Here is a 20628-nt window from a genome sequence, read left to right as displayed (position 1 = left end):
AGAAGCGAATCCAGAGAACCAGTTCTAATTACGGTCCTAGAGAGGGCACTTTGAATTATGCAATGGCATTGCGACTTGTCACGCCCGCATCAGCCAAGTCCTATTCGAAAAAAGTTTGGTCCTAATAGATATGTCTTTTGTAACCTCGGTTCTCGCCTGTCCTAAGCTCGTCGAAAGGGGAACCGGGGCGATGCCGATCGGCCCCCGACTGTGTCCTGCATAGCCGAAGGTGATGCATGGAAACAAAGTTTCGAGGCTACGCAAAGGCCAAGCTTATAGATCATATATTCTTAGAAGTGGTATAAGTCGCTCGGAGGCTAGATTCCATGCGGCGTGTCACAAGTGACAGCCCTACGTTCCCTCGACTCCAAAAGTGGACTCAAAGGGGGGGGAGCCGACTGGAAGGTGCAGATCGCTAAACGCCTTCGAAAAAAAACGACTGCCAAAAACCCATGGATCAGCGAACGCCTGCAAATGGGCACCCAAACTACCTGAGGACTCAGGTCAACGGGTAGCGATCTTTATATTTTTGCGTTTGCCCGCTTTACGCCCCTTTAGTCCCATGAGCACGAGTGTCCAAAACAGGTTTTGAAAAGTAGCTTCACATGCACAAAATAGAAATTGAATGACTCAGAATCCAACAGACACCGGCCCGGATGATGCAAATGTACATGCTTCCCCGGATATGAAAGACGAACTCAAGAAAAGCGCCGCTTCCCTCGGGATCACGAAATACAAGCGCCACATCTTTCTGTGCGCGGACCCGACGAAACCAAAATGTTGCGAACCGGCACCCAGCCTGGAGTCGTGGAACTATTTAAAGCAGCGCCTAAAGGAGCTAAAACTCACCGGACCGGAGGCACTCGTTTATCGATCAAAAGCCAACTGCCTCCAAGTCTGCACACGTGGTCCCATCGCGGTGGTGTATCCTGAAGGGACCTGGTATCACTCCTGCACCCCAGAGGTGCTGGAGCAAATCATCCAGGAACACTTGATCGGCGGCCAACCCGTCGAGGCCTATGCTTTTGCCCAGAACCCGTTGGCCAGGTAAAAAGATACCAGATGAAGCCCCTACCTCCGTCGCAAAACAACCAAACCGAGGCTGATAAATCCAAGCAATAAAGAGTAAGCTTTCGGCTCAGGAACGAACACTGAGGAACTCAGGTTATCGAGCTCCACCGAATAGTTTTCCAATGTCGCAAAGTAAAGAAATGTGCTGCTATCCACGCTCAGCGCACTAGAACGGTCGCTAGCGGTAATTGAATCATGTTCAGCCAGCACGTTCCCGCTTCCGTCCACAGTGGAAACGGACAGAACCAAATCATAATTAGCATCCAGACTATTGTAGCTATATGAAAATTTTGCTTGGTAAAAAGTGTCAGTGCTTAAACCGCTCATACTCTTTGACGCGATACTAGAAGCCGAAGCTGTTCCATCGTACTGAGTCATCGAAATGCCGTTCAGTCCGACATTAGCCTGAAAACCGATTTGCGGCAATGAACCGTTCAAAGGAACTCCGCCGGTATTTAAAGTATAGCTAGCCGAATTGGTGACCCCCATCATCAAATTAGCCCCTACAGCGTTAGAGCTCTTCCAGAGAAATGAAAACGAAAAATCATCTGTATTGCCTGCAAATGAGGTATCATACACATAGGATGTTGCGCCAGCTGCGGCCGCGACACCTTTAGTGATTCCACCATTTGATCCCAAGCCAGCACTCGTGCTGTGCACAAATGGATGGTTCGTCCCCGCTGCATTTATTTGAGTAAAATTGTCATCCAATTGACTGGAGAGATTCAAATCAAAAGTAAATATGGCCGAATGCGCATTTAGGACAAACATCGCCAATAAATTAAGACTGATTACGGTAAGTTTCATAGTCATGGTGTGTGCTTATAAGTGGGTTAAATGTGCTCCAAGATTGAGCTAATTCGACGCATATCGAATGCATCATCTACGTAAAAAAAGCTCAAAAAATGGATTAGGCTAGCAAAAAAAAACGACTACGCCGACATGACCACTTTTCATAGAACAAAAACTGACTCATTCAGCCAGTCGGAGAACCTATACCCTAGGATCTTTAGCGCGCTAAGCAGGCAATCTACTATGCGTTTATCAACCATTTAAATTATTGTTAAACAATAGCCTTCAATTAAGCCGCGTAAATAACTGTTGACCTTTCAGCTGACTTAGTCAGTTGTAAATATGTCGTGCGCTCACCAGCGTTCACGTTCTACCCTCAACCCCAAACGAAAGCCCCTCAAATGAATCGAGCATTATCCTGCTTCGTCGTATTGTCTTCGCTGATCTGCCCTGTAGCTGGTTGGTCTGCGTTTACAATTAGCTCAGTACCACTCTTGGAAACTTGTGCCATCACCACTGATTACACGAATTCGAGTGCCACTGTTAAACTAGAATATAAAGAAAGCAGCTCCAGCACCTGGAAAGATGGCTTGCCATTAATCTGGGATAGCAACCCCGGCACGTTCCCCGGTGCGTTCCAGGGCGGTTTTACTGGGAGCATTGTCAATCTAACCGAAGAGACAGACTATGATGTTCGTGTAACTTACTTTGTAGGCGGCGTTCAAGATGATCAAGAAACAGCCACTTTCAGCACTTGGGCAAAAACCGAAAATTTGCCGATTGCTACAGAATATAGCATCACAGATCTATACGACCCCGCGACAGATACCCGCTTGTATATTCCAACTTCCATGGGAGGAACTGCTGAGGGCTGGGTCAAGATCGTTGGCGATGGCACGACCGTGATAGACGCTGAATATTTGCATTCAGAAGCGCTACGCCTTGAAGCATTCGCTAAATACATTATTTTCGAAGATTTGATTATTCGTGGCGGTCGTTATGACGCTGTGCGTGGGTTTAGGAATCACCACATCCGTTTTATAAATTGCGACATTGCAGGATGGGGGCGTCAGCCTAAAGAAACGCGCAATTCCGCCGGCCGGTGGGAAGAAGTCGGCACTTCGACTGAAATCAATTATGATGCAGCGTTCAATCTCGTAAACTCAGGTTATATCTTGGTCGAGCGATGTTATGTGCATGATCCGCGGCCAACTGCGAACGCTTGGTCGGATGGATCTGGATTCTCGCATCCTCGTGGGCCCACTGCATTTTATGCGCAGGGTAATTATGGCAGTGCGTGGGCGAATGGCCGGATTGTCGTGCGTTACAACGATTTTGTTGGCAGTGATGCAAAACGCTGGAACGATGCAATTGAAGGTAATAACAACGGTAGCCGAAGTGGCGGCTTCCATAGTAACAGTGATATTTATGGAAACTATTTATCCTTCGCCAATGATGATGGCACCGAGCTCGACGGCGGCCAGTGGAACGTAAAATTCTTTCGCAATCGAGTCGAAGGCAGTTATACGGGGGTGAGTGTCGCGCCGGTCCGACGCGGTCCCTCGTATGTATTTCAAAATACCTTTGTGAACCTCGGCGACATTCACGGTAAGCGCAACACAGCCATTAAAGCTGGCTTTGATTATGAAGGAGCGCTTTCGCCATTTTTAGCATTTAATAATACTAGCCTGAATTTATCACTCGGAATTGGAGGAAGTTACGGCAGCAGTGGCTATCGAGCTCGTACTCGAAATAATATTTTCTACACTTGGTCCACCTGGTCGGGTGCCAAGTGGGGAATCATTGATGCAACTCAAGATCCACTCAGTGATTACGATTATGACATGATCGTGAACACCGCCTACGCCAATGGCACCGATCCTTCGGTTGGGCAAATCAGTGCAGCTGCAGGCCAAGAGCCAAATGGCATTTTCAATCAAGTGCCTGATTTTGTCAGCATTGCCGATGGTTTGTATCAATTAGCTGCAGGTAGCCCGGGCATCGATGCGGGCGAGATAATCCCGAACTTTACGGATGGCTATGTCGGTTCTGCACCAGACATGGGTGCTTACGAATACGGCACAGATCGACTGATACCTGCGCGCCCAATTAACCAGCGCACAGATGTTCAGAGTGTGCCACTAGGCTACATTCCAGGCGAGCTGGCCAGCGCTCAGTTCGTCACAGTAAGCAATCCGGATCCGGTTGCCATCGACTACACTATCAAGAAAAACGATAGCTTTGACTGGCTGCTAGTCACGCCTGCATCCGGAACAATTCCGGCGAACGGCAGTTTGGAACTGATGGTCACGATCGACTACGATTTAGCTCCGCTACGAACTCCTAGCAACTACAACAGCAATGCTCCCGACAATCTGGTGCGTGGAGCTTTTCTGGTCAAATTTGACAACGGATTTTCAATACCAGTCTCGGTATACGGACGGGAAACCACCGAGATTCTCCAAGTCAACTGCGGCAGCAGTGCCGTCGGAACTTGGCTTTCTGATGAAGACGAAGGGTACACTCAGGATGGAGGAATCGGAACGACCACAACTTCTATTAATCTGACCGGAGTAAGCAATCCCGCTCCAGAAGCTGTCTACCAGAGTGCCCGTTTTGGGAGCGGCACAGATCCGGTATTGCAAACGATTCGTAACCTGGTCCCCAACGCACTCTATAATGTACGCTTACACTTCGCCGAGATATCCAGTGCACACCAGAATCCCGGAAGTCGCTTATTTGACGTCAATATCAATGGTGGGGCGCTCGAACTAGAGGACTACGACATCTACACTGCTGCCAGTGGAGGATACCAAGCAGTCGTCGAAGAATTTACCACATACGCAGGTACTGAAGGCGCGATCACAGTGGATTTTTTCTATGGTAATGCCAGTCCTTACTGTGCTGGCATTGAGATCATTCTAGATCTCGACTCGGGACCTTCGGGGAACACACTTTTTTCCGACAGCTTTGAAACGGACACAGCTGGATACAGTCCGACGCTCTGGGGCACCAGTCACGCGGGCATGCTGGTAAACTCGACCGAGGCTTCAGAGGGCAGCCAAAGCCTTTTCCTACCAGACGGACCGAACCGAACCCTGACTCAAGACACCGCCGTCTCCATTTCGGGCAGTGGCGATCTGGTATTCACCTTCGATTTTGCGACCACCAGCAGCCTGGAATCCAATGATGGCTTAGTTGCCTTTCAGATCGATTTCGGTAGCGGCTACCAAACCATACTCACCGACAAAGGGCACCCGGATGGGACCGATTCGACCTACAGCGGAACTCAAATCATTCTGTCCTCCGCAAATGGTTCCGGGGCCAGCTCATTTATCCCTTACAAAATCACCATTCCATCCAGCTACTACGCAGACGTCCTCGGCGCCACCTCTTTCAAAATGCGCTTTATCACGACCTCCAGTGTAGCTACCGAGTCCTTTTATCTGGATCATATCGAAGCTGAACAGCCCGCCCCGTCTGTTGTAAGTTTCTCCGATAGCTTTGAAACAGACACAGCTGGATACAGTCCGACGCTCTGGGGCACCAGTCACGCGGGCATGTTGGTAAATTCGACCGAGGCTTCAGAGGGCAGCCAAAGCCTTTTCCTTCCAGACGGCCCCAACCGAACCCTGACACAGGACACCGCCGTCACCATTTCGGGCAGTGGCGATCTGGTATTCACCTTCGATTTTGCGACCACCAGCAGCCTGGAATCCAATGATGGCTTAGTTGGCTTTCAGATCGATTTCGGTAGTGGCTACCAAACCATACTCACCGACAAGGGGCAGCCGGATGGGACCGATTCGACCTACACCGGAACTCAAATCATTCTGTCCTCCGCGAACGGTTCCGGGGCCAGCTCATTTATCCCATACAAAATCACCATTCCATCCAGCTACTACGCAGACGTCCTCGGAGCCACCTCTTTCAAAATGCGCTTCATCACGACTTCCAGTGTGGCTTCCGAAGCCTTTTATTTGGATGCTATCAGCGTAGAGTAATTGTAGGATCAGAAGTAAGTGAAGTTCCAGATGACTTATTCTGGATCATATCTAGAATCTAAGCCATTCACCCCAAGCCCCCCCACGCACCATGAGATCTAGCTCCATTCTATTTACAGCTTTTATTACATGCACAGCATGTCAGCTTTCCGCATCGACGATTGCTTATTATCGTTTCGAAAGTGGGAATTTCCTTAGTGATAGCTCCGGTAATGGAGCTCATCTGACAGAAGCCGGCACTCCATCCCAAGTGAGCTTGCCTGAAACTGGACGTGGAAGTTCCTTTTCAAAGATTATTCCGCAAACCAGCACTGCCAACGGTTCTACATCTTCAATCTTTAGTACCGACCGCTTCGGTGAAGCCAGCAATGGTTCTGTGCAGGTGACTTCAGATTTTACGGCAGAAGCATACATTAGCATGGCAACCACAACTTCTGGCACTCAATACATTGTAAGTGACTGGGAATATACGGAAGGCAATAAACGAGGATTTGCATTCGGAGTTGCTGGAACAAGTGGTGTCGGTGGTGGTAGCGCAGGCGCGCTATTCCTTTTACTAAGTGAGGACGGTAGCAGTACGGGGGTCTTTCAAACAGGCATCACCATCAGCAAGGATATAGACTATTATGTTGGCGTTAGCTTCGACGAAAGTAACACTAGTTCTGGAATCACTTTTTATGCTCAGGACCTGACAAACAATGAAGCTCTTCTTAGTTCAAGCATCGGACACAATATCGCCAGCCTTAACAATGCAACCGCACTTTTCCGCATTGGCGCCATGAACAATAGCACTAGTCCATTTCAGGGATTTATCGACGAAGTTCGCATTTCTGATACGCCTCTATCGCAAACTCAACTACTCGCAGTTCCTGAACCCTCAGCCTATGCGCTGATCGCTGGAGCACTCTCTGTAATCACTTTGCTTCGTAGGCGTTGTAGCTAAAGTATTACACCCTCGGGGCGTCCGCCTTGTCTTTTCAGTAGTCGAACTTGCGGGTTGAACGCTCTCACAACTAACGCTAAAAAACTAAGACAAGAAAGTTTCATTTGAGTAAATCATGTCTACAGTCCACCTATTAGCTCTATTTCTTGTTCTTGGTAGTGCTTCGCTTTGGTCCGCAGATGCGGATCTTCGATTTTATTCATATGAGATCGTGATTGAAGATCGTGGCCACGAAGAGACGCTCTCAGCGTGTCCAGTTTATGACAATAAAGAGGTAGCTTTCACGGCTCGTTGGGACGATAGCCATCGTAACCATTATCGGATGCGAAAGCTGATGGAAAAGTATGGGCTTAAGGGCACATTCTTCCTGAATCACAAGCGGGGGCAGTCGTTCGATCATGAGAAAATCAAGGGCTGGGATGGCGCTTTCGGTGCGCATTCGATGACGCACGCTCGATTAGCATCGGAGCTGTCGATCAATCGTATGTTTTGGGAAGTGGCTGAGATTCGAGCGATCCTCGAAGCAGAAGGTGAAAAGCAAAGCCCGAAGGAGAGCGCTACTACATGATCGTGAGTGACCTTGTCGCAGATAGAGACGGAGTGCTCAGAGAGCGACATGTGGGTAAGACTTCGGTGCTTTATCTCAATGGAGAGCCGCTTGACCTGCACCTCCATCACGCTCAATTCAACCGCTTCGCCGAACTGAGTGAATATGGCGACGTCGGCGGCATCGCGGCCGTAGGCGATCGCGATCCTGCCGCCCTGCATGTCATCCTGGGTAGGATCAAAACAACTCTGCAAGCCGACGCTTGGTTGACAGATGGCGTGCCGCCCTTGGGCGCGTTCCTAAAACTAAAGAGAAAAGATGGCAGCTTAGTAGATGTAAACTCAAGCCACATGTTCACAATGGAACTAATCAAGGAGGGCGGGAATCGATATTTGCTCTCCCTGCCCCGAGCTGGAAGTGCTAAGGCAAAAGCCTGAAGCTAGCCCCACCTGCTACTTCGCATCTTCGACGGACTTTAAATCATCCTCATCTTCGTCAATGGTTTCGCCATTTTTCAATGCTTCAGCCTCAGCGTCATCTGCTTTGTCAAAAGCGATCTCCTCTGCGGTCTTCAAATCAACAGATGGAGTCGGATCGACCTGACGACTGGGCTTGGGAATGAATACCACGCCCTCTTTCTGTGGGCGTTGATTCATGAAGGTCGGGGATACGATTTCAATATTGGCCCCGTGTAAGGTATCTAAAATTGATTTCTTTAAACGTGAGCGTGTGGTCAGCATCACCTTAATATCCGAGAGAAAACCGCACACTTTATAGCTCACCGAAAAGTCTCCAAGCTCCACGACATGCACATAGGGGTCTTCCAACTCCACCTGCTTGGCAGCTTCAATCAAGAGCTCTTCTACACGAGAATGTGGGAGGTCATAGCCAAGCGAGATAGTTGCCGTCACGATCGTGCCCGATGAGCGCACGACGGTGACTGCATTCGTCACCAAAAGTAAGTTTGGAAAAGTCGTCAGGTCGCGATCTTCCGTCTGTATTTCGGTGTGAAAAATGCCGCGCTCGGTCACTCGCCCTCCCTGAGATCCGATTCTAATGTAATCGCCGACGCGGAAGCTGCGTGTTAAGCGCAACATCGAACCAGCAAATGCATTCGATACAAATGTGGCTGAAGATAAAGCCATCACCCCCGTCATCACCAGACCCAGCAAACTTAGTATTTGCGCACGCAAGGTATCACTCACTGGCAGTGCCAACACGATAAAGACACCCCCCACAACACTAAACAAAAGCATCAAGGCCTGCGGAATAATCTTACGGTCAGAAAAAGCGTCAAACTTTCGTCCGAGCCAGAGCCACTGAATCAATCGAAGCGTCACAAGGACTACGGTGGCCGTCACAATTAAGGGAAGGTATCTTGGAATCTCGGCGTAGATTTGCTCAAGGTCGAACATGCACAATAGAGTGCGCGACGCCACCGCAAGCGCAATGGGAAAAGCGACCTCCTCTCATACGCCATGCTGAATAGACGAGACTATGGGCGCAATGAAACCATTGAACCCATAGCTACAAATACGAGGCCTGCAATCGGCCATTTGGCGCTAATCTTTAAACCCCATGTCTCCGACTTCCCCTAGCTGATCAGCAATTCACTACTATTTAGAACGGCAAAAGACTCACTTAATTTGTCCGAGCTATGCTATTATATCCAGCTCGCCAAGATCGTCTCGCATACTCTGACAGCTTCACTTAGAAGCGTACATAATATAAAAAAATGAAATACCCCACTATCAATCAATTTAAAGGCATGCTGCTAGCGTGTTTAATGGGATGGATCTGCTCGCCTCTAGCCGCGAAGGACCTTACACTTGAAGTCGCCAAAGAGATGCGCGGCGATATCGATGTCGTGAGTGAAGCGCTTGATCACTTGCTTGCTAGCTCAGATGCATCACTCGTCGAAGAAGGGCAAAGCGCAGATACCGCCTTGGAGCGAGTCGCGGAGCACTTAGACCACTACATCACAGAAACGGAGGCACTGCAGGCCTCGGTCGGGGCCTATGACGGCGGCAAGCAGTATCCAGCGGCCTCAACCGTTTCGATCGAGGACTTTGATGTGCCTGTTGGCGCCACGCAAGTGCACGTGCCAGTGAACTTGGACAAGCCCAGCGTGAATTCGGTGGTGGCCCATATTCGCGTTTACAACGGCAAGGGCGGTCGTGCAAATCCAGATAAGACTCAAGCAATCATATTCCGCCCCGGCGATCCCTTAACGAAGTATGTAAGTTTTGATGTCAGCGGCATGAAGGAGGGCCATAATGTGAAGGCCCTGCAGTCATCCGTTCCAGACGGAGCAAAACGTGGAAAAAGCGGCATTTTGATCACCGCGCGCCCGGGCGCGATCAATAAAGCATCCGCAGATACAAGTCGCGATGCACAAACATTTCAGCCATTGGGCGAACTGTCCTATTCCGTGACGGGGCAGACAGTTCAATTCGACGACAAGGGCGGCTCGAATATGCTCACCACAGCGCTGGCTCACGGACGCACTCAGCCAGGAAATGGAGAAACCGGGTATTATGGCACCGTCGAGTTTGGTGGCTTCAAGCGGACAGAAGAAGGCTTGGCCATTTCCACGCGACGCTTAGAGACACCGGTATCCGTAGGCACACCTGCGACCGCATATCCATTCCTAGCGTCGATGCTTTCCGGTTATCGCACGCCAGAAACTCAATTCAAGTATGGCTCCGTGGAATGGGTGGTAAAAATGCCCAACCGGCGAGGGTCTTGGCCGGCGCTGTGGTTGCTCCCCATCGATGGTTGGCCGCCAGAAATCGATGTGTATGAAGGGTTCGGATACAATGGATCCTGGAAGTTCAACTCTGACCTATCGACCAATTTACATGGTGGCGATAAAGGAGTCCGCACCTTTACCCGAGCCGCCATGCGAATGAAAATGAGTGACTTCGGCTTAGCCAACACGCTTGATAGCGAATTTCACACTTTCTCCGTAACCGTCACTCCCGAGTGGATCACGATGTTTGTTGATGGCGTGGAAACCATGTGCTACGCGAATCCATTTGCTGGTGAAGTCTGGTATCCCCTGACCAATGTTGCAGTGAAGGCGGGCATTGACTCCCCATACGAGGATGGATCCGGCGATATGATCTTGCGCTCGCTCAAGGTCTGGCGTGCGGAATAAGTTCGGCGTGCATCCGCAGCAATGGCGTCACACGCAGAGGGCGAAATTGTGTGGATTGATTTTGGAACTACTAGTTATACGACAGGCGGGAATTGAAATAACAATGATGTTGCCCCCATTAGCGACATAACCGGCGTAGAGTCATTCGACCTAAGCCGAGTAGGTAACTCAGCTGCGAATTTCTTAGGTGGCAATGAATATGGCGACATCAATGCATTGCAAATTGAGATCGTCCCCGAGCCCTCCTCCGCTGCTGCGCTGCTAGGTCTGTGTTCGATCACCGTGGCCTGCCTGCGTCGCCGCAGAGACTAGGACCCATTCAAAAAAAGTTTGGTCCTCATGGATCTATCTTTTGTAAGCTTAGATGCGAGGAACCGGGGCGATGCCGATCGCTCCCTGAAAAAGCTTCCACTAATCCAATCTATTATTTAATTAAATAGTTCATCTTATCGCGAGGAATTTAATTAAATGAAAAAAAAGACATTCACAATCGCCTTACTGTCCTGCAGTTTCATACATGCCCACGCAGCAATTTTACTGTTTGAAGGACTGCGCCCCAGCACAGTTGACAGCCTCGGCGACTGGCGGATTGACGGAGGTAGCGCGATAGGCAACAGCAATTCAGGAGGAAATTTCTCCGGCTATACGCCCGACGAAGGTTATACAGGAGGGCTCGAAACTGGAACCTACACACTCACGGCTGATACACTTGAACTTTTAGGAGATGGCAGTCTCTACGATGTCGTAATGACCATCGAATTCAATGGCACGAACACGTTGTTTGAGAACTACCGCTTTCGTCAAAGTTATAACAACAGCACGGGCAACATCAGCACACTCACATATGCAACGCCGACATTAACAGTCTACGACGCAGGAACCAGCGATCTGGCAGATATCTCAGTAACGTTCAATGGCTACAAATCCGCTCATTTTGCCGCATTTTCAACAGGCGAAGCAAATGCGATCTCAGGCACGGGAATCTCCCCCATTAGCGGCAACACATCGGAAAATGTAGATATTACCGGAGCTCAGGACGTAACAATCACTGCCTCCAGCGGTGGCATTTATAATCATATCGGCATTTCTGGCGAATTCTTAGTCACCGTTCCTGAACCTCTAAGCACTTCTGTGCTCTCAGGATTGATGGCCTTATTTTTAGTACAGCTCAGGCATCGCAAAAGCTAGCGCAGTCGTAAATTAACTAGCAGATGGCAGCTTGCCCCCGAAGCTACTCTGAAGGACGCATGGGATCACTTCTAAGAAAATATGATCTATAAGCTTGGCCTTTGCGTAGCCTCGAAACTTTGTTTCCATGCGTCACCTTCGGCTATGCAGGACACAGTCGGGGGGCGATCGGCATCGCCCCGGTTCCCCTTTCGACGAGCTTAGGACTGGCGAGAACCGAGCTTACAAAAGACATATCTATTAGGACCAAACTTTTTCGAATGGGTATAAGACACTCCCCGACTCTGGCGGGAGGTTTGTCTGTTCCAGACGTGGACATACCGAGCCTTAGCTGCACCTGAGCGAGGCCGACACAAACAAGCCGCAGCGCCCGAAAACGGCGATGCGGCTTGTGAAAAGTCCTGACTCCCAGCAGCGGAGCCGAAAACACTTAAAGTGGACGTGCGAGGAAGTTGACGCGGCGAACAAAAATATCGCCATGCTCACGAACTACGTCCGCGACATCATCATAACCACTCCCTGCCATATTCTCCAAAATACCAAGCCCTTGGTCCGAAAGCACTGTTAGCCGTATCTCTGCATATAGCAGTGGATTCGTAATCAATTCTGCTTGGGTAGAATCTCCCCCATAGGCGAAAGCACCATTTGTCCCTGCCAGCAAATCTCCAGTAGTCGCATCCCAATTTACCGGGTTCGGTGTATCCGTACCATCATCTTCGTAAAGAATGACTTTGAAATCGACAATATTTCCCGCGAGATAGTTTTCATCGATTTCTACATCTGTCTTATCCCAAAAGCCTTGAGCAGTGAGGCTCAACTGTGGACTCTCCGTATCAGATGGTGATCCCATCAAAGAATTGAAAGTAGTATCTGGACGAGCGATTGCGCGATACAGAGCATAGACTTGATCGTCAGCTCCATCGTAAGCTGCGCGATACGACAAACGATATGCGATCCCACAGATATCTCCAGCCGAGGTTTCGTCGCGATCTAAAGCGGGCGCAAATAATTTAAGCGCCACCGTCTGGTCATAATAAGGCCCATCTTCGGGGTTCTGAGGCGACTCAACGCGCAGCCATTGCTGACCATTGCTTCTAAATACCGCAGTCTCCAGGTCTTGCGTCAGCAGATCCATGGCAATACGTGCCTCTGCATTGGCAGAGAGCTTACCAGAGGAACGATTCCACACCTTAAGCACCTCACTGGTAATTTGGATTACCAAGCCAACGAGTACGATCATAATGACCGTCGCCACCATGATTTCAATCAATGTAAAAGCGCTCCGACGTTTCTTACGTGAGGTAGAAATTAAAGTATTCATAATGATAGAGTCCTATCGAACAATAGCGGTGTTATAGGTAAATATCGGCTGCTTATCGTTTAATGTAGCTAAAGTAGCGTTTTGCGCATCTTCACCGGGGTTGGCTGGCAACTTAGAGCCATCAAAGTTGAGCATCGCATTTTCTGCATAAATACGAACCTCCATCGCAAAGTAACCTTCTAAGTAATTATCGATATCTGAGTTGCTTAAAGCATAGACCCCATTCGCATTGCGCTCGGTAGAGCTCAAATAAGTATCTGGAGTCACAGACGAAGGTGTTAAAACAACGCGATAAATCGGACCTGCCGCTAAGACCGTGCTGCCAGTGGCAACGTCTGTATTAGCCACTTGAGCTCCAGTTTCACCAAAGAAGCCAATTTTCAGCGAAACTTCGTCACTGGTGCTGCTCGCATATTTACGAAACACAAAAATGGTGGCGAAACCATCTCCAGCCACGGCATTAAATATAGTTTCGAACTTAGATTCGTCTGTGTTGGCAATCTCTGGGGAGTTTTGTAAAAACGCATTCACCGTGTTCACAACAGAGGACACCTCATCTGTCTTTTCAACATCATCTACAGACTGAAGTGTGGGCCCAAGAAGCCCGACAAGTGCCAGAACTGTGATCAAGAAGATACCAATCGCTAAAACGACCTCAATTAAGCTGAAGCCAGAGAGTCGACGTGTTTTTAGTGACGAGTAAGAAGCGTTTTGTTGAGAGTGCATATGAACTAATATTCAGAGGATTCTATTCAGTAATTTTTGTGGGGTCATCAACCAAGGTAGTCGTACCAACTCGACGGAAAATAAGTGCAGTTTTCAAACCAGCTTGCTCACTGTTAGCGTCATACGCTTGCAGTGCTCCAGTGGAGTTGTATTGCCCGGCCCGAAGCGCTAGCCATTGATTCGCATTCAACGAATTTCCATTCGACTTAAATCCATACCAGTAATACGAAGTCGAACCACCACCATTAATTTCATCCGTATTGGCACCCACCGACTTGCGCGGATAATCAAGGTTCATCGTATCTTCAGAGTAATCATTGCTTAAGGATGGATCGAAATAAATGCCCTCAGGTAAATAGGTTCCTTGAGTGGCGGCTTTCCAACCAGTGGCTTTAACAGTGCCATCTGAATTTAAATCTTCCCCCAAGTAGACGACACCGAAAAACCTTAAATATTTTTCTGGATCAGTGGGATCATTATGAATGATCAGCCGTGTTTCTGCATTCTTAAGAATCGCTTGTCCACGCGCCCCCTGCGCAATGCCTGCAAGAATACGTTGAGACGAACTCAATTTCGCTCCAGCCCCGCCGTTACCTCCTATAAAAATAATGGATGAAGCAATCAGTATAATACTAATAACAACCAGTAGTTCAATCAGAGTAAAGGCAGACTGAGCACGGTAGAATTTTGATTCGTTGCGATGCATCATTTAGTTGTGTAGGTAATAATCGGGCTCTTCTTCGTCGCTTGTCGATGGATTATCTTCAGCATACGCAGTGACACCCGCTTTAATTTGAGACTGCCCAGGTACGGTCAGGCGCCCGTCACCGTCCGAATCAATCATAATTGTAATGTTTGTATTATTAAAACGGTCGGCCAACTGAGTTGTGCTTACAGTCGATGTTGAGATATCGTAGTAGAACTCGGACTCACTAAAACTGTGAAATGCGATCATTTTACGATTTCCTCCAAAAGCCACTTTAGTGTTAGTGGCAGTCGACGGATCACGGCCGGACAAGGTTTTGATAAAGTCCACACTATCCGTGCTCAAGTTGATCGAATCATCAGTCGTGCTTGATGTACTGAAAGGGTAATAGCCATACTCTCCTTTAAACATTGTGATGGCTGTAACATAGTTAGATAGCTGCGATTTAGATGCCGCGATATTCGCTTGCTTCTTAACAGCCCCGACGGTGGGAATCAAAATACCTGCAAGTATACCGATGATCGCAATCACCATCAACAGTTCAATTAGTGTAAAACCTTTATTTGTAGCGTGTTTCATAATAATTATTGGCCCGAATAAATGTTATCCAGATTTTCTTCGTCGGTTTGATCTTGAATACCTTCGCTATCTGCAGCCACGTGGTCACCGTCTGGGCCACGCGAGTAAAGAACATAACCGAAATTGTCCCAGCTAGTGGTATTCGGCCCAATATAATCATACACATATGGATTTCCCCAAGGGTCTAAGGGCCAAAGTACGGTCGGAACTTTATCGGGCGTATATTCATCATTAAAAGAGAACTGCTTCATATCGAGGTATGACTTACCCCGAGCCTTAGGCGTATCAAAATCAGGACGATATTTTAAATCAGCAGGTGTGGTGCCACCACTGTATTCCCAATCCATCCAACCGTCTAAAGCCAAGAGCAAGCGGCTACCGTTGGTTTGGATCTGAGCGTCTGACAAAGCTTGATTATTGACCCATGGATAATCTCCATAATCTCCTTTAAATTGCTCTAGCGCTTGCGAAAGCGCTGCCAATTCTGCCTTCGCCTTTGCCCTGGCCTGAGCATTTTGCACACCGCGGGAAATACCGAAGGTGATACCAGCGAGGATCATAATAATAGCGATCACGACTAGCAACTCAATCAGGGTAAAGCCCTGCTGCTTCGAGCGCTGTCGAACGGAAATGGGGGGATGGAATAACATGGGGAGAATGTCTAATCTCTGTATTTAACAGAATAAGATGGAAATATCGTATGCGCACGAAGCACTGTCAACACTCTGTGTCGATGCCAGCGGGGGTTTTCAACAATTTTATCAAGCGTAGTGGGCGATAAAGCGCGATTTCAGCCATCGTATTCCGTCGCAATAGCAGGTCTACTGGTATTTCCGTTTTCCGAAGCGTAGACGGTAGAGCACAAAAACCATGAACAAGGTGAAGGCGAAATACCAGGCGAAGTATTGTAGGGAGTCGACGAAGACGGCGTCCTGCGCGGCCGCCCCCTGAGCCTGTGATTGGATCCAAACGATCAAGCCGGAATACAGCAAGGAGACGGCCCCGTAGCTGAAATTGGTAGAGAGCCCACGAAAGCTGAGCACGGTGGCTCGTTGCTCGGAGGGCGCGGCTTCGTTGAGATAGAGGCTCACAAAGAATCCCGTCAATTGAATGGAGGCGTAGAGCAAGATGGCGGGAAGGATGCCCCAGATCGGCACAGCCAGGCCCAGCCCGAGCAAGCCGGTAAAGACGGCGGCGCCGGTGAGCAGAAAGTTTTTAAGGGGCGTGCTCTTCTCTGTCAGCAGGCGTGCGAAGCGCGGCACAAATAAGCCCATCAGCGACATGCCGGCGCCGATCAAGCCATAGCTGGCGATGGGCAGTTCGATCACGTTCCAGTATTCGCTGGCCAGAGTTAAAAATTGACGCACCGAGCTATCGATCACCATGGCGGCGAGAATGATCGCAAAGGGCAGCGGCGTGGCCCAAATCCAGCGCGCGGCGGCGCCGGTCTGCCGCCAGCTTTGAGCCAGGGTGGCGCGGACGCTCAGGGCGCGGCCGGTGGGGGCCTCGCGCATGCGCAGGGCCATCCAAAAAACAATGCCTCCGGAAAAGAAGGTCAGCGCAATTGGCAATTTGACCAGTTGGGCCTGCTCGACTAGGAAGGGCGCGCCCACGAACTGCAGCACCGCGTTGACCATCTCGGGATCGTAGACCGCGGCCCCGATCATCATGGCAAAAAAGAAAGCCAGCGAGGTATCGCGCTGCACGCGCTCCAGCACGTGGCCCCAGCGGTCTTCCAGCCCGGCGGCCTTGAGCGAATCGTAGACCAGCGCCTCGTCGGCCCCGCTGGCGGCGGCCTCGGCCGCACCACTCAGCACGCGGTTGAGCGCGAAGAAGCCAAACAGCCAGCCGCTCGCCCCCACGGGCACCAGCAAGAGAACGAACATTTCCAGCAGCATGCAAATGCCTGCCAAGATTAAGAGATTGCGGCGGCCGACAGTATCGGCCAGCGCGCCCGAGGGCACCTCCAGCAGGACAATCGTGACAGCCCACAGGCCATTGAGCAGACCGAACTGCGCCAGCGTCAGCCCGTAGTCTAAAAAGAGTAAGGCGTAGACGGGGTAATAAAACCGCGCCGAGAAAAACATGCGGAAGAGCGTAAAGCTGCGCACGTTGCGCCAGGCGATGGTTTCTAGGTTTGCGGTGTCCATAAGTCAGTAAACTAGAAGTCAGAAAGCAGAAGACAGCATTTAGCAATCCCCATCCCTTGCCCAGAGTTTATCTACGTGCATTCGCAGCTAAAATACCTCACACATACTCTCTTTACCACATGTCGCATAAGCCGAAACACATCCTACCGTTGCTCCTAATTTGCTTAGTACTCTGCGCCTGCTCAAAATCCCGCGAACTAAGCGACTTCAGCAGCGACGGCTGTTCCCTCTTTCCCGATCGCTCATTAATCGATGCCAAGGACTGGTGCGACTGTTGTTTCGAGCACGACATCGCGTATTGGCAGGGCGGCACGCGGGCCCAGCGGCTCGCGGCCGACGAGCCGCTACGTGATTGCGTCTTAACCAAGACAGGCGATCGCCTACTGGCGGAAGCGATGTTTCAAGGCGTCCGAATGGGCGGCAGCCCCTATTTCAAGAATTGGTATCGCTGGGGCTACGGCTGGAGTGATGGTCGCAGCTACCAAGCGCTGACGCTCGAAGAGCAAGCCATGGTGACAGAAAAATTGGTGCAGTATTATAAGAGCGAGGCGCCCTCGCCTTGCAGTATTGTGGAATAGAGCGAAAAAGAGAAAATCTTCAGAAAAGAAGACGCTCTAATGTTAACTAACACGGTCTGGTTTAATCCGCTGCATCTACTTGCTTTCAGGTTTGCATGCGGCTCGGAAAGCGACACAACCTTCGTGCTTCATATTAATTTCACCTGAAAATCATTATGTCCGATCCAAAACCTATTAAAAAAGTTGCTCTTCTCACTGCGGGTGGCCTCGCGCCTTGCCTCTCGTCCGCTGTCGGCGGTCTGATTGAACGCTACACTGAGCTGTATCCTGACATCGAAATCATTTGCTACCGCGGCGGCTATAAGGGTCTACTGCAAGGCGACAGCATTACAGTGACGGAAGCCATCCGCGCGACTGCGGGCACCTTGCACGCGCACGGCGGCAGCCCGATCGGCAACAGCCGGGTGAAATTGACCAATGTGAAGGACTGCATTAAGCGCGGCCTGGTCCAAGAGGGCGAAGACCCGCTAAAAGTGGCGGCCGACCAGTTGACAAAGGACAATGTGGACGTGCTCCACACCATCGGGGGCGACGACACCAACACCACAGCGGCGGACCTGGCTGCATTCTTGGCTGAAAACGACTACGCGCTGACCGTAGTCGGCCTGCCTAAGACCATCGATAACGATGTCTTCCCGATCGCCCAAAGCTTGGGTGCATGGACCGCGGCTGAAGAAGGTGCGAAGTATTTTGAAAATGTGGTGGCGGAGCACAATGCCAACCCACGCATGCTAATCATCCACGAAGTGATGGGCCGCAACTGTGGCTGGCTGACTGCGGCCACTGCGGATGCTTACCGCAAGCGCTTGGACAATTTGGAATGGGCGGAAGAAATCGGCCTCAGTGAAACTCGCAAGGAAGTGCACGCCATCTTCATCCCGGAAATGGAGATCGACATTCAGGCGGAAGCCAAGCGTTTGAAGGCGATCATGGACGAGCATGACAACGTCAACATCTTCATCTCCGAAGGCGCAGGCGTAGAGACCATCATTAAAGAAATGGAAGCCGCGGGTGAAGAAGTGCCACGCGACGCCTTTGGACACGTCAAGCTGGATGCGGTCAACCCAGGCAAGTGGTTTGGCGAGCAGTTTGCCAAGATGCTGGATGCGGAAAAAGTGTTGGTGCAAAAGAGCGGCTATTTCGCCCGCGCGGCACCGGCCAACGTGGAAGACATTCGCCTGATCAAGAGCTGCACCGACCTGGCAGTCGACTGCGCCGTGGTGCGTGAAAGCGGCGTGATCGGCCACGACGAGGACGACCGTAACATCCTACGCGCGATCGAGTTTCCACGCATCGCGGGTGGTAAGCCTTTCAACATCGACACTCCATGGTTCGAAGAACTGCTGGATGCGATCGGCCAAGCCAAGGGCGCCAACATCGCTCAAGCGGGGCATTAATTAAGAGAGCACTCACTGCGTGTCCGAATCTCCGCATCTATCCAGGCGCGCTTGGCATCCGCTCATCGCGCCTGCGATGGCTGCGTTTTCGACCTATTGGCCCGCGATCTTGCTCATCCAACTCGTGGCGCTGGCGGTGGTGCTCAGCTACTACCTGGTCGACCGCGCAGGCGGGCTCTTTGCGACTGTGGCCGACTGGAAACAAGCAGGCGGGCTCTACTTCGCGGCGGGCTCGACGATAGTGAGCGGAGGGATCTTGCCCGAGCTGATCAAGCGACGCTTTCGGCCCGCTGGCGTGAAAGCGCCCGGGCTGGGCGAGCTTTGCCATCAATTTATAATGTGGGCGACGCTCGGCATCGTAGTCGACTTAATGTATCGACAACAGAGCCACTGGTTCGGTGATGGCAAGGACCCTGCGACGCTCCTGACAAAGGTATTTGTCGATCAATTTGTATTCACGCCCCTGATCAGCCTGCCCGGCATCGCACTCTGGTTTGCGCTGCGCGAGGTGAACTATTCGCCGAAAGCCTTTGCGGGCTGCCTGCGCTTTCGAAATTTGAGCGCACGCGTTTTACCGCTCTGGACCACCTCGCTGTGCTTTTGGCCGGTCATGCTCTGCATCGTGTTTTCGCTGCCGACGCCCTTACAATTCCCACTTTTCCTACTAGGCAACGCAGCCTATAGCATACTGATGATCTTCATCGTGCGCCATCAAGCGCCGCTGCAGACCACGTAGCCGAGTGCTGCGGGCTCGCTTCTGAGCGGGACGGGCGAGTCCGACCCGACGCAAATGTAAACCGCAGAGTTCGCAGAGAACGCAGAGGCGATGGGGAGCGCGCCGCCACTCACACGACGCGGAACGGGGTCTAAAGTCCCCCGCTACTGAATTTCGCGACTCATTCGATGTTCAATGTTGGACGTTCAATGTTCAATGTTTCCAGCCTGGTGCTGTCCGTCGAGCCGGCGCCAGCGGAGTAGCCGAGTCCTTTAGGCTCGGTTCTAGCGGGGACCGGCTCCCCGACCCGACGCAAATGTAAACCGCAGAGTTCGCGGAGAACGCAAAGGCGATGGGGAGCAGGCCGCCACTCACACGACGCGGAACGGGGTCTAAAGTCCCCCGCTACTGAATTCCGCGACTCATTCGATGTTCAATGTTGGACGTTCAATGTTCGATGTTCCCAGCCTGGTGCTGTTCGTCGAGCCGGCGCTGTATAAAGTAGCCGAGTCCTTTAGGCTCGGTTCTAGCGGGACGGGCTCCCGACCCGAAGCAAATGTAAACCGCAGGGTTCGCCGAGAACGCAGAGGCGATGGGGAGCAGGCCGCCACTCACACGACGTGGAACGGGGTCTAAAGTCCCCCGCTACTGAATTTCGCGACTCATTCGATGTTCAATGTTGGACGTTCAATGTTCAATGTTCCCAGCCTGGTGCTGTTCGTCGAGCCGGCGCTGTATAAAGTAGCCGAGT

20 protein-coding genes are annotated in these 20628 nt (G+C 50.8%); 12 read left to right on the top strand and 8 right to left on the bottom strand.

Annotated features, from left to right (window positions below; all coding sequences use genetic code 11):
* The first annotated feature begins 342 nt into the window (after positions 1-342).
* Together QEH52_RS17520 and QEH52_RS17515 are read left to right on the top strand one after the other, a co-directional pair.
* Positions 343-495 (top strand): hypothetical protein, encoded by a 153-nt coding sequence (locus QEH52_RS17520; protein WP_308952234.1) that lies wholly within the window; start codon positions 343-345, stop codon positions 493-495.
* Between the two features lie 190 nt (positions 496-685).
* Positions 686-1051: a (2Fe-2S) ferredoxin domain-containing protein gene (locus QEH52_RS17515; RefSeq protein ID WP_345785481.1), complete on the top strand. Its 366-nt coding sequence runs from the start codon at positions 686-688 to the stop codon at positions 1049-1051.
* Positions 1052-1071: 20 nt separating this feature from the next.
* Here the strand turns inward: QEH52_RS17515 and QEH52_RS17510 are convergent, their stop codons facing one another.
* Positions 1072-1878 carry a hypothetical protein gene (locus QEH52_RS17510; RefSeq protein WP_308952232.1) on the bottom strand — a complete coding sequence of 269 codons (807 nt, stop codon included), beginning with the start codon at positions 1876-1878 and terminating at the stop codon, positions 1072-1074.
* A gap of 386 nt (positions 1879-2264) precedes the next feature.
* Here QEH52_RS17510 and QEH52_RS17505 point away from each other — a divergent pair, with 386 nt between their 5' ends.
* The 4 genes from QEH52_RS17505 (at position 2265) to QEH52_RS20790 (ending at position 7794) form a co-directional block, all read left to right on the top strand.
* Entirely contained in the window at positions 2265-5867 is a 3603-nt protein-coding gene (locus QEH52_RS17505) for a malectin domain-containing carbohydrate-binding protein (RefSeq protein WP_308952231.1), read from the top strand.
* Between the two features lie 91 nt (positions 5868-5958).
* On the top strand, positions 5959-6810 hold the full coding sequence (locus tag QEH52_RS17500) for a LamG-like jellyroll fold domain-containing protein (RefSeq protein ID WP_308952230.1): 852 nt from the start codon (positions 5959-5961) through the stop codon (positions 6808-6810).
* Between the two features lie 115 nt (positions 6811-6925).
* Positions 6926-7378 carry a polysaccharide deacetylase family protein gene (locus QEH52_RS17495; RefSeq protein ID WP_308952229.1) on the top strand — a complete coding sequence of 151 codons (453 nt, stop codon included), beginning with the start codon at positions 6926-6928 and terminating at the stop codon, positions 7376-7378.
* 2 nt (positions 7379-7380) lie between these two features.
* Positions 7381-7794, top strand: coding sequence for a hypothetical protein (locus QEH52_RS20790; protein WP_308952227.1), 414 nt, complete (start codon positions 7381-7383; stop codon positions 7792-7794).
* 15 nt (positions 7795-7809) lie between these two features.
* Here QEH52_RS20790 and QEH52_RS17485 read toward each other — a convergent pair whose 3' ends face one another.
* Positions 7810-8772 (bottom strand): mechanosensitive ion channel family protein, encoded by a 963-nt coding sequence (locus tag QEH52_RS17485; protein ID WP_308952225.1) that lies wholly within the window; start codon positions 8770-8772, stop codon positions 7810-7812.
* A 320-nt stretch (positions 8773-9092) separates the two neighbouring features.
* Here QEH52_RS17485 and QEH52_RS17480 point away from each other — a divergent pair, with 320 nt between their 5' ends.
* From QEH52_RS17480 to QEH52_RS17475, 3 genes are all read left to right on the top strand, one after another.
* Positions 9093-10517 carry a glycoside hydrolase family 16 protein gene (locus tag QEH52_RS17480; RefSeq protein WP_308952224.1) on the top strand — a complete coding sequence of 475 codons (1425 nt, stop codon included), beginning with the start codon at positions 9093-9095 and terminating at the stop codon, positions 10515-10517.
* A gap of 216 nt (positions 10518-10733) precedes the next feature.
* Positions 10734-10829, top strand: coding sequence for a PEP-CTERM sorting domain-containing protein (locus QEH52_RS20785; protein WP_425609297.1), 96 nt, complete (start codon positions 10734-10736; stop codon positions 10827-10829).
* Positions 10830-10985: 156 nt separating this feature from the next.
* The gene (locus tag QEH52_RS17475; RefSeq protein ID WP_308952223.1) at positions 10986-11705 is read left to right on the top strand and encodes a hypothetical protein; all 720 of its coding nucleotides are present in this window, start codon (positions 10986-10988) and stop codon (positions 11703-11705) included.
* 430 nt (positions 11706-12135) lie between these two features.
* Here the strand turns inward: QEH52_RS17475 and QEH52_RS17470 are convergent, their stop codons facing one another.
* From QEH52_RS17470 to QEH52_RS17445, 6 genes are all read right to left on the bottom strand, one after another.
* The gene (locus QEH52_RS17470; protein WP_308952222.1) at positions 12136-13026 is read right to left on the bottom strand and encodes a prepilin-type N-terminal cleavage/methylation domain-containing protein; all 891 of its coding nucleotides are present in this window, start codon (positions 13024-13026) and stop codon (positions 12136-12138) included.
* A gap of 12 nt (positions 13027-13038) precedes the next feature.
* Positions 13039-13752 (bottom strand): type IV pilus modification PilV family protein, encoded by a 714-nt coding sequence (locus QEH52_RS17465; RefSeq protein WP_308952221.1) that lies wholly within the window; start codon positions 13750-13752, stop codon positions 13039-13041.
* Between the two features lie 22 nt (positions 13753-13774).
* The gene (locus QEH52_RS17460; RefSeq protein ID WP_308952220.1) at positions 13775-14461 is read right to left on the bottom strand and encodes a prepilin-type N-terminal cleavage/methylation domain-containing protein; all 687 of its coding nucleotides are present in this window, start codon (positions 14459-14461) and stop codon (positions 13775-13777) included.
* A complete protein-coding gene (locus QEH52_RS17455; protein ID WP_308952219.1) occupies positions 14462-15037 on the bottom strand; it encodes a type II secretion system protein in 576 nt (191 codons plus the stop codon).
* Positions 15038-15042: 5 nt separating this feature from the next.
* Positions 15043-15687, bottom strand: coding sequence for a prepilin-type N-terminal cleavage/methylation domain-containing protein (locus QEH52_RS17450; protein ID WP_308952218.1), 645 nt, complete (start codon positions 15685-15687; stop codon positions 15043-15045).
* 171 nt (positions 15688-15858) lie between these two features.
* Entirely contained in the window at positions 15859-17187 is a 1329-nt protein-coding gene (locus QEH52_RS17445) for an MFS transporter (protein ID WP_308952217.1), read from the bottom strand.
* A gap of 119 nt (positions 17188-17306) precedes the next feature.
* Here QEH52_RS17445 and QEH52_RS17440 point away from each other — a divergent pair, with 119 nt between their 5' ends.
* The 3 genes from QEH52_RS17440 to QEH52_RS17430 all read left to right on the top strand — a co-directional run bounded on the left by QEH52_RS17440 (position 17307) and on the right by QEH52_RS17430 (position 19898).
* Entirely contained in the window at positions 17307-17765 is a 459-nt protein-coding gene (locus QEH52_RS17440) for a hypothetical protein (protein WP_308952216.1), read from the top strand.
* A 155-nt stretch (positions 17766-17920) separates the two neighbouring features.
* Complete coding sequence (locus tag QEH52_RS17435; protein ID WP_308952214.1) at positions 17921-19162, top strand: pyrophosphate--fructose-6-phosphate 1-phosphotransferase; 1242 nt, start codon at positions 17921-17923, stop codon at positions 19160-19162.
* A gap of 19 nt (positions 19163-19181) precedes the next feature.
* The gene (locus QEH52_RS17430; RefSeq protein WP_308952213.1) at positions 19182-19898 is read left to right on the top strand and encodes a hypothetical protein; all 717 of its coding nucleotides are present in this window, start codon (positions 19182-19184) and stop codon (positions 19896-19898) included.
* Positions 19899-20628 lie beyond the last annotated feature (730 nt).

The sequence above is a fragment of the Thalassobacterium maritimum genome, assembly GCF_031127805.1.
Taxonomy (GTDB): domain Bacteria; phylum Verrucomicrobiota; class Verrucomicrobiia; order Opitutales; family Coraliomargaritaceae; genus Thalassobacterium; species Thalassobacterium maritimum.
This window is presented reverse-complemented; position numbering and strand designations above follow the sequence as displayed.

What these genes read in the sequence shown, in the direction of transcription:
- QEH52_RS17515 (WP_345785481.1), top strand. Translation starts at nt 686, where the DNA reads ATGAAAGACGAACTCAAGAAAAGCGCCGCTTCCCTCGGGATCACGAAA.
- QEH52_RS17510 (WP_308952232.1), bottom strand. Translation starts at nt 1,878, where the DNA reads ATGAAACTTACCGTAATCAGTCTTAATTTATTGGCGATGTTTGTCCTA.
- QEH52_RS17505 (WP_308952231.1), top strand. Translation starts at nt 2,265, where the DNA reads ATGAATCGAGCATTATCCTGCTTCGTCGTATTGTCTTCGCTGATCTGC.
- QEH52_RS17500 (WP_308952230.1), top strand. Translation starts at nt 5,959, where the DNA reads ATGAGATCTAGCTCCATTCTATTTACAGCTTTTATTACATGCACAGCA.
- QEH52_RS17495 (WP_308952229.1), top strand. Translation starts at nt 6,926, where the DNA reads ATGTCTACAGTCCACCTATTAGCTCTATTTCTTGTTCTTGGTAGTGCT.
- QEH52_RS17485 (WP_308952225.1), bottom strand. Translation starts at nt 8,772, where the DNA reads ATGTTCGACCTTGAGCAAATCTACGCCGAGATTCCAAGATACCTTCCC.
- QEH52_RS17480 (WP_308952224.1), top strand. Translation starts at nt 9,093, where the DNA reads ATGAAATACCCCACTATCAATCAATTTAAAGGCATGCTGCTAGCGTGT.
- QEH52_RS17475 (WP_308952223.1), top strand. Translation starts at nt 10,986, where the DNA reads ATGAAAAAAAAGACATTCACAATCGCCTTACTGTCCTGCAGTTTCATA.
- QEH52_RS17470 (WP_308952222.1), bottom strand. Translation starts at nt 13,026, where the DNA reads ATGAATACTTTAATTTCTACCTCACGTAAGAAACGTCGGAGCGCTTTT.
- QEH52_RS17465 (WP_308952221.1), bottom strand. Translation starts at nt 13,752, where the DNA reads ATGCACTCTCAACAAAACGCTTCTTACTCGTCACTAAAAACACGTCGA.
- QEH52_RS17460 (WP_308952220.1), bottom strand. Translation starts at nt 14,461, where the DNA reads ATGATGCATCGCAACGAATCAAAATTCTACCGTGCTCAGTCTGCCTTT.
- QEH52_RS17455 (WP_308952219.1), bottom strand. Translation starts at nt 15,037, where the DNA reads ATGAAACACGCTACAAATAAAGGTTTTACACTAATTGAACTGTTGATG.
- QEH52_RS17450 (WP_308952218.1), bottom strand. Translation starts at nt 15,687, where the DNA reads ATGTTATTCCATCCCCCCATTTCCGTTCGACAGCGCTCGAAGCAGCAG.
- QEH52_RS17445 (WP_308952217.1), bottom strand. Translation starts at nt 17,187, where the DNA reads ATGGACACCGCAAACCTAGAAACCATCGCCTGGCGCAACGTGCGCAGC.
- QEH52_RS17440 (WP_308952216.1), top strand. Translation starts at nt 17,307, where the DNA reads ATGTCGCATAAGCCGAAACACATCCTACCGTTGCTCCTAATTTGCTTA.
- QEH52_RS17435 (WP_308952214.1), top strand. Translation starts at nt 17,921, where the DNA reads ATGTCCGATCCAAAACCTATTAAAAAAGTTGCTCTTCTCACTGCGGGT.